This is a genomic window from Okeania sp. SIO2F4 (genome assembly GCF_010672385.1).
Taxonomy (GTDB): domain Bacteria; phylum Cyanobacteriota; class Cyanobacteriia; order Cyanobacteriales; family Microcoleaceae; genus Trichodesmium.
Genome location: NZ_JAAHGT010000434.1, coordinates 1 through 7,783 on the forward strand (window position 1 = coordinate 1; position 7,783 = coordinate 7,783).

The window sequence follows — 7,783 nt, forward strand, 5'->3', positions numbered from 1 at the left end:
TTAATGGATAATTGATAATTGATAATTGATAATTGATAATTACCTCTGGTTAAAACCGTTAGGGAATTGAATATAAGGAATATTTTCTTTGTTTTCCCCTATCCAAGGGGAGGCTTCAAGGCGCGAATTATTTAATTATTAATTATTAATTATTAATTTTTCGGTAAATTCTTACTTTTGACTTTTAACTTTATTTGGAGTATCAATCAATGAAAATTCATCAATTTTTACAAGTAGTTGTGGTTAGCTTAATTATAAGTGTAGGATTTTCTTCCAAGCTGCCTGTAGGAGCTTTTGTCATAAATTCTACTGACAATAATAGTAATTTAGCTACTAATAGTAATTCTTCTGAGAGTTCTAATTTATCACAATTTTTAACTCAAACATCTCAATATTCTCAAGAATCTACTATCGATTGTAACTTAATAGATAAAGTTAAGGATTATGCAGGGACACCTGAACCTACTTTAATTAGCGGATTATTTTTTGTGGTAGGATTAGGTCTTTGGAGTGGCAGAAAAAAATTTATTCGTCATCTTAGATAGAAGAAGTTATCAGGACTTACGCAAAATAGCAAATTATATCATGTCCGTTTGAATAGTGATAATTAAAGCTCGTAGTTGGGCTTTAGCCCGAAACATAGATATTTATAGGGCTAAAGCCCAACTACAAACAAAAACTTTTTTATAACTAATTATCCGGACATGATATTATACACCATTTGTAGGGGCGATTCGCGAATCGCCCCTACGACTTCTCTAAAAGTCAAATAAACTTAAAGTCCGAAGAATCAATAGTAGTATTAATACCATCAGGAAAAACCGGAATATTATTAAGGACTGCTAAATCAAAAGCAGGATTAGCATCATCCTCAAGATTAGGGTCATATCCTAAAATAACTTTGCTATTCAAACTATTATTTACATAAATAAAGAATGCCGGACTTGTACCAGAACCATTTTGATTTTTCAAAATAGAATTGACTTGCTGTACATTTTCAAATGTATTCTCAAAAATAATCAGTTCTTGTTCGCTAATATCTTGACCTTGTGAACCTAAATTATCCAGAGAAATTATCACACTAGAAAATTCTGTAGCAGTACCAGGAGGATTAGTTAAATTACCAAAATTATTCGATCTAAACAAAAATACATCTGCATTACTGCCATTAAAATCAGTAACCACATCCACTCCTTCATTGGGAACTTCAAAAAAGAAGGCATCATTTCCCTCATCACCAATTAATCTGTCAGCACCAAACCCTCCATTTAATGTATCATCTCCTAAATCTCCATTGATAGAATCATTACCTTCATCACCACGGACAAAATCGTTCCCTTCATTACCATTAAGAGTGTCAACTCCTGCACCACCACCCAAAGAGTCGTCACCGATGCCACCAATAACCCTATCATTACCTGGCCCACCAAATAAGCTATCGCTGCCAGTTTGGCCTAGAATACGGTCATCATCAGCACCCCCATCAATAGTATCGTTACCGGAATCACCTGTGAGAGTATCATTTCCCGCATCACCCAATAGGGAGTCGTTGTCATCTGCACCAGATAGAGAATCATTACCTGTACCTCCGTCAAGGGTATCGTTACCCAGTCCACCTGCAAGAGTATCTTGTTGTTCTGCTCCTAATAACAGATCGCTGCCGTCTTCTCCTAACAAAGAGTCATTATCAGCACCACCGTCAAGAGTATCGTTACCGACTCCTCCCAATAATGTATCAGTTTGTTCTGCTCCAAATAAAGAGTCGTTACCAGTTTCACCTAATAAAGAATCCGATCCAGACCCTCCATCTAAAACATCATCTCCACCACGACCACTAAGAGTATCGTCGCCTGCATTTCCTATCAAGTAATCACTTTGTTGAGTACCATTGATGGTATTATTGGCATTGCCTCCTTCAGTGACATTATCCACAACTGTAATGCTAAAAGATGTGCTGGGAATAGTTCCACCATCACTATCGGAAACAGAAAAGGAAAAAGGAAAATTACCTGCTGTACTACCTGGATTATATAGAATTAAGTTGTTATTAATATCAGCTTGAGAGAAAGTATCACCTTGATTAAGAGTTTCATCAACTAACCTAAGATTACCTTGTGTTGGTATTCTAATAATGTTGTAGGTAATTTCTGCTGTTGTGTTGTCGGTGTCTGTAACTAAAAGATTGGTATTGAATATATTTTGTCTGGGTCCATTTTTTTCAGCGATAATACCTCGGTTGTTGACGAGTTGAGGTGGGTCATTGACCTTGATGTTGACTTGAGCAGTATCGGAATTACCATTCCCGTCACTAATACTATAGCTAAAACTGTCATCTCCTAGAAATCCAACATTGGGAGTATATGTGTAGGTTGTACTATTTTCTTCTACTAACGATCCGTTTTCCGGTCTACCTATAGCGGAAATACTGAGAGGATCTCCTTCTGGGTCGGAGTCGTTTTCTAGCAATTCTTGAGCAGTAATAGTTAATGGTTCATTTTGATTAGTGCTGAAGTTATCATCTTCTGCTTCCGGTGGCAGGTTAGAGGGTGTTGGCGTCGGGGTGGGTGTTACGGTTGGCGTCGGAGTGGGTGTTACGGTTGGTGTTGGTGTTGGTGTTACGGTTGGCGTCGGGGTGGGTGTTACGGTTGGTGTTGGTGTTGGTGTTACGGTTGGCGTCGGGGTGGGTGTTACGGTTGGTGTTGGTGTTGGTGTTATGGTTGGCGTCGGGGTGGGTGTTATGGTTGGCGTCGGAGTGGGTATAGGTAGTGAGACTGTTACAAAATCACTAGAGTCAATAGTGCTACTTTCAACCCCTACTAATACTGCTAAGAAATCACCATTAGTACCACCTACACTAATAATTGTATTATCGGGGTTATCTTCTGATGCAAAAATACTTAGGTTTTCAAAGGTCAAACCGTTACTGAGACCAATTAAATCTTCATTGCTAAAGTCATTAATAACATCTGCACTACTAACTCCAGGACCTCCTGAGTTGGATGAAATATTAAAGGTATCTTGCCCAGTACCACCTGTCACTGTATCTGCACCAATATCTCCTGACAGAAAGTCTGCACCGACTCCTCCTTCTAGGGAGTCTGCATCTTTTCCGCCTAAAAGTACATCATCTCCTGTGTTTCCTTCTAGAGTATCTCTACCTGTTTCACCAAACAAGGTATCTCCACCATCATTTCCTAATAAGCGATCGTCACCTGCACCGCCAACTATTGTATCATTGCCAATATCTCCATCAGCTACATCATTGCCCCGATCGCCAAATAATAGGTCATCTTCTCCACCACCCACAATACTATCATTATCCTTACCTCCAAAAATAGTATCATCACCTTCACTTCCCAAGATAGTATCACTATCGCGATCGCCAAATAATATATCGTTACCACTATTTCCTAGGAGAGTATCTAAATCTTTACCCCCCCGTAAACAATCATCTCCGAGACCTCCGTCGAGAAAATCATCTCCTGCATTGCCGTTCATTTGGTCTTGACCTTCATCCCCTAGGAGAGCATCATTTTCATCTAGTCCAAAAACTGTATCATCTCCAGACAATGCTAAAATTGTATCTGCTATTAGACTTCCAATTATGGAGTCACTCAGAAGAGTTCCCTCTCCTAAACCTTCAATAAAAATTGGTGGTGGTAGTTCGACTTGTTGTTTAACTCTTTTTGTCATCTTGATTTTTCCTCATAATTATTTTTTTGGTTAGGGAGTAGGGAGTAGGGAGTAGGGAGTAGTCTAATCAACATTCCTTTTTCTTTTTTTAGAAAGGTAAGGGAATAGAAAGTTTTTACTTAATTCCTACTTCCTCCTTCCTTCTTCCTTCTTCCTTCTTCCCTCTTCCTTTTTTAGAAAGGTAAGGGAATAGAAAGTTTTGACCTAATTCCTTTTTCCCTATTCGCTGTTCCCTATTCCCAGTTCTTTATTGAGAAAGGTAAAGAAATAGAAATTTTTTACTTAATTCCTTCTTCTCTTAGAAATGGAAGAAAATAAAAAGTTTTTCCCTATTCCCTATTCCCTATTCCCTATTCCCTATTCCCTATTCCCTACTCCCTACTCCCTAATTCTTATATAAAGTCAAAATCATCAGCCTCAATAATAGTTGAAATTTGGTCTTCTCCAGGTTCAATAGATTGGAGGATACCCAACTCAAAAGCAGGTAGACTATCATCAGCCAAACTTGTATCATAACCAAGCACATACTTGTTACGTTGACCATTCAAGTAAACAAAGAAAGCAGGGCGATCGCTCGATCCATTTTGTAGATTTAAAGCAGCGTTAACTGCTTGTACATTATCAAACTTGCCTTCAAAAATAATCAATTCTGCATCAGCAATACTCAGACCTTCAGAACCAACATTTTCGTTCTGGAGAATCACACTAGAAAAACCATCGTTAGTTAAACCACCGAAGTTAGCAGATGTAAACAGGAATGTATCATCACCTTTACTATCAAAATCAACAATTGTATCAATACCTTGGTCAGCGACCTCATAGAAGAAGAAGTCATTCCCCGCACCACCTGTCAATCTGTCAGAACCAGATCCTCCAGCCATAGTATCATTACCAACACTACCATCAATCCGATCGTTATTATCACCACCTTGGATAGAATCATCTCCTATATCACCAAGAATGATATCTTGACCTGAACCACCATCTATAGTGTCGTTACCATCATCACCCACTATTGAGTCATCACCATCTTCTCCAAATATTGAGTCGTTTTCTGAACCTCCTACAACGGTGTCCGATCCAGCGCCACTACTAATAGTATCGTTATCAGTACCACCATCTATTAGATCGCTACCTTCTCCTCCAGTTACAGAGTCGTTATCAACTCCACTGCGAATAGTATCATTACCTGCATTACCAGCTATGGTGTCTCCCCCATCTGCTCCCAGAATAGAGTCGTTACCTTCTCCTCCGATAATACTATCGCCACCATCTCCTCCTAGTAAGTTATCATTACCTGCTTCCCCAAAGAGACGGTCATTTCCTGTATCCCCAGAAATGCTATCATTACCATCACCACCAAATACGCTGTCGCTGCCATCTCCTCCTCGGATAGTATCTTGTTGAGTGCCACCAGATAGACAGTCATTACCAGAGTTACCAAAAATAGAATCATTTCCTTCATCTCCACTAATATAGTCACTGCTACTTAGACCATCAATGCTATCATCCCCAGCTAAACCTAAAATATTATTACTCAGAGCAGTACCAGTGAAGTTATCAGCTTCATTAGTTAATGTTTTGGTATCATCTGTAATACCGATGCTGAATGAAGTTAGAGGAACTTGACCGCCAGAAGTATCTGCAACGGTATAACTGAAAAAGTCATTACCTGCTGCATCATCGGGAGTAAATTGTAGTAAGTTATCGTTAATATCTTGTTGAGTGAAGGTGTCTCCCTCTCGTAACCGGGGGTTGCTTCCTATTCTTAGTTCACCTAAATCTGGAGCATCTGCAATTGTGTAAATTAACTCACCAGGAGTATTGTCAGCATCTGATGCTTGTAAATTATCATCAGTAATGAACCGTATACCTGAACTTTTTTCTACTACTATACCAGTATTGTTAACTAGCTCTGGCGGTTGATTAACTGTAATTGTCACATTAGCACTATCGCTTCCTCCTTCGCCATCACTAATAGTGTAGCTGAAACTATCAGTACCAACAAAGTCACTATCCGGGGTGTATTCAAATATTCCATTACTTTTCACCACTAATTCTCCATTGGAAACTGAAGAAAAATCAGTTAGTGTCAGTGGTTGACCTTCAGGATCGGAATCGTTTTCCAAGACATCGAACTCTACAGATGTATCTTGGCTAGTTGTTACCTCATCATCTTGCGCATTAGGTGGAAGGTTGGGAATAGGGGGTGGTGTTGGGTCTACCGGGTCTACCGGGTCTACCGGGTCTACCGGGTCTACCGGGTCTACCGGGTCTACCGGGTCTACTGGATCTACCGGGTCTACCGGGTCTACCGGATCTACCGGGTCTACTGGATCTACCGGGTCTACTGGATCTACCGGGTCTACCGGATCTACCGGGTCTACTGGATCTACCGGGTCTACCGGGTCTACCGGGTCTACCGGGTCTACCGGGTCTACCGGTGGTGGAAACCCACCAGCACCAATAAAATTACCAGAATTAATAGTATTACTATCAACTCCTACTAAGATAGCCAAGAATGGACCATCAGAACCATTCTGAATGATGGTATCACGACCTCCTGAAGTAGGACTTTGGAAGATAACTAAATCATTAAAACCAAGACCACCTCCTAGACGAATTAGGTCTGTATTACCATTAAAGTCGGCAATAACATCTGCCTCAAAAATTTCTATCCCACCGTTTTCAGGACTAATCAAAAATGTATCATTTCCCTCACCACCAATAAGGGTATCTGTACCTAAACCTCCTACTAAAGAGTCGTTACCAGAATCTCCTTGAACTTGGTCGTTACCATCCTCACCATCTATAGTGTCGTTATCTTCCTCGCCACTCAGCAGATCTGCTCCTAAACCTCCAAATATTGAGTCGTTGCCTAAACCGCCAAATGCTTGGTCATTGTCTTCTTCACCAAAGAGGGTATCATTTCCCTCATCTCCAAACAGGCGATCGACACCCGAACCACCGCTAACAAAATCTTCGCCCGCATCACCACGAACAAGGTCGTTCCCTTCTCCACCAAGAACATTATCGTTACCATCCCCACCTGAAACAGCATCATCTCCTCTGTCACCAGATACAAAGTCATCTCCTGCATCACCAGAAATACTATCGTTATCTTTACCACCAAATACACTATCTCTACCATCACCTCCACTTACAGTATCATTACCGCGATCGCCAAACAAGACATCATTACCATCTTCTCCTAAAACAAGATCATCATCTTTCCCACCACGGGCGTTATCATTTCCTTGGTTGCCTGTAACTATATCATTGCCTCGACCTCCGTTCAGAATATCATTATCTGCATCGCCTCTGATTTCATCATTGCCAGCTTCACCGAAGATGCTATCATCACCCCCAGCTCCAAATATTACATCTACTTGGTCACTACCTATTAAAAATTCATTATTAGGGGTGCCTTGGAATACTCCTTCGACTCTGATGGGCGCTCCTTCATTGAAAACCCTAATGTTAACTGTCGCTAGGGAACTTGTTGTTCCATTAGTTGTCTCGTAACTAAAGCTATCTGTTCCTATAAAGAATTCTCTAGGAGTATAAGTGAAAGTACCTGTGCCATTTTCAACTAACGATCCATTTGTCGGCAAGCTAAAGTTACTGACAAATATTTCATTTCCTGTAGGATCGATGTCGTTTTCGAGAACATTAAAACTAACGGCTTGACTTTGATTTGTTGTCACTTCATCATCTACAGCTATTGGTGGTGGAGGTGGTACTGGTGAAGCAGTTGGTATTGGTTCCGATGGAGATGGTGTCGGCAATGGCTCAAACACACCGTTAATAATCAGACCAATGAGGTTGCCATTATCGTCTCTAACTTGGATAACTTCTGTTGGTGCTGGTGTTGGTGCTGGTGTTGGTGCTGGTGTTGGTGTTGGTTCTGGTGTTTCTGTTGGTGTTGGGGTTGGTGTTTCTGTCGGTGTTGGGGTTGGTGTTTCTGTTGGTGTTGGGGTTGGTGTTTCTGTCGGTGTTGGGGTTGGTGTTTCTGTTGGTGTTGGGGTTGGTGTTTCTGTCGGTGTTGGGGTTGGTGTTTCTGTCGGTGTTGGGGTTGGTGTTTCTGTCA

3 protein-coding genes are annotated in these 7,783 nt (G+C 40.7%); 1 reads left to right on the forward strand and 2 read right to left on the reverse strand.

All coding sequences use genetic code 11. The features are described 5' to 3' along the window. Window positions 1-209: 209 nt before the first annotated feature. Window positions 210-545, forward strand: a complete 336-nt coding sequence (locus tag F6K22_RS23900; protein ID WP_293103643.1) for a hypothetical protein — start codon at window positions 210-212, stop codon at window positions 543-545. 220 nt (window positions 546-765) lie between these two features. On the opposite strand, the gene F6K22_RS23905 is transcribed toward F6K22_RS23900, so the two are convergent. Further along, entirely contained in the window at window positions 766-3,693 is a 2,928-nt protein-coding gene (locus tag F6K22_RS23905) for a cadherin-like domain-containing protein (RefSeq protein WP_293103646.1), read from the reverse strand. 392 nt (window positions 3,694-4,085) lie between these two features. Beyond that, window positions 4,086-7,783: Ig-like domain-containing protein (locus F6K22_RS23910; protein WP_293103649.1), on the reverse strand; the 3,698-nt coding region annotated here is incomplete at its 5' end.

Excerpts from the sequence above, each read along its gene's own strand:
- F6K22_RS23905 (WP_293103646.1), bottom strand. The coding sequence starts at position 3,693 with ATGACAAAAAGAGTTAAACAACAAGTCGAACTACCACCACCAATTTTT.
- F6K22_RS23900 (WP_293103643.1), top strand. The coding sequence starts at position 210 with ATGAAAATTCATCAATTTTTACAAGTAGTTGTGGTTAGCTTAATTATA.